General features: G+C 69.0%; 1 protein-coding gene. It reads left to right on the plus strand.

The window, feature by feature from the left end; all coding sequences use genetic code 11:
- On the plus strand, nucleotides 1-1,121 hold a 1,121-nt coding region (locus ADK54_RS14305), incomplete at both ends, for an acyl carrier protein (protein WP_234392061.1).

The raw sequence follows: 1,121 nt of genomic DNA on the forward strand, positions 1-1,121 counted from the left end.
GACCGGTGGTCTGGGTGATGTGGATGTTCAGCGGATCGCTCGGCAGGGTATGCCGCCGCTGTCTGTCGAGGAGGGCCTGGCCCTCTTCGACGCCGCGCTGGCGGCCGACGGCACCCAACTGCTGCCCGTCCGCTTCGACTTGGCGACCTTACGCGAGCAAGGGGAGGTGCTTCCCCTGTTGCGCGGCCTGATCAAGACCCGCACCCGACGCTCGGTGGTCGCCGGCTCGGCCACCGTCTCCGGCCTGGTGAGTCGCCTGAGCGGACTGGGCACGGTGGAACGCCGCGAGGCGCTGTTGGACTTGGTGCGGGCCCAGGTCGCGGTGGTCCTGGGGCACGCGAGCCCGGAGACGATCGACCCGGACCGGGCCTTCCAGGACCTCGGCTTCGACTCCCTGACCGCCGTCGAGCTGCGCAATCGGCTCAACAAGGCCACGGACATGCGGCTTTCGTCCACCACCGTCTTCGACTACCCCACGGCCGGCGCGCTGGTCGACTTTCTGCTGGACGAGTTGTTCGGCGAGCACGCGCAGGTCGAGCTGCCGACACGAGTGCCGTCCTCGACGGGTACGGCCGACGACCCGGTGGTGATCGTCGGCATGAGCTGCCGCTACCCGGGCGGCGTTGCCTCGCCGGAGGACCTGTGGCGGCTGGTGTCCGAAGGCGTGGACGCGGTCTCCGACTTCCCCACCGACCGCGGCTGGGACGTGGCGGCCCTCCACAACCCGGACCCCGAGGCATTCGGCACCTCGTACACCCGCTCCGGTGGATTCCTTTACAACGCAGCGGAGTTCGACCCCGAGTTCTTCGGGATGAGCCCCCGGGAAGCGCTGGCGACGGACTCGCAGCAGCGGCTGCTGCTGGAGACGACCTGGGAGGCCATCGAGCGGACGGGCATCGACCCGACGTCGCTGCGCGGCAGCCGTACGGGCGTCTTCGCGGGTGTGATGTACACCGATTACGAGGACCTCCTCGTCGGCGACCAGTTCGAGGGCTTCCGCAGCAACGGCAGCGCGGCCAGCATCGCTTCGGGTCGGGTGTCGTACACCTTTGGTTTTGAGGGTCCGGCGGTGACGGTGGATACGGCGTGTTCGTCGTCGTTGGTGGCGTTGCATCTGGCGG

The sequence above is a fragment of the Streptomyces sp. WM6378 genome (genome assembly GCF_001279695.1).
Classification (GTDB): Bacteria; Actinomycetota; Actinomycetes; order Streptomycetales; family Streptomycetaceae; genus Streptomyces.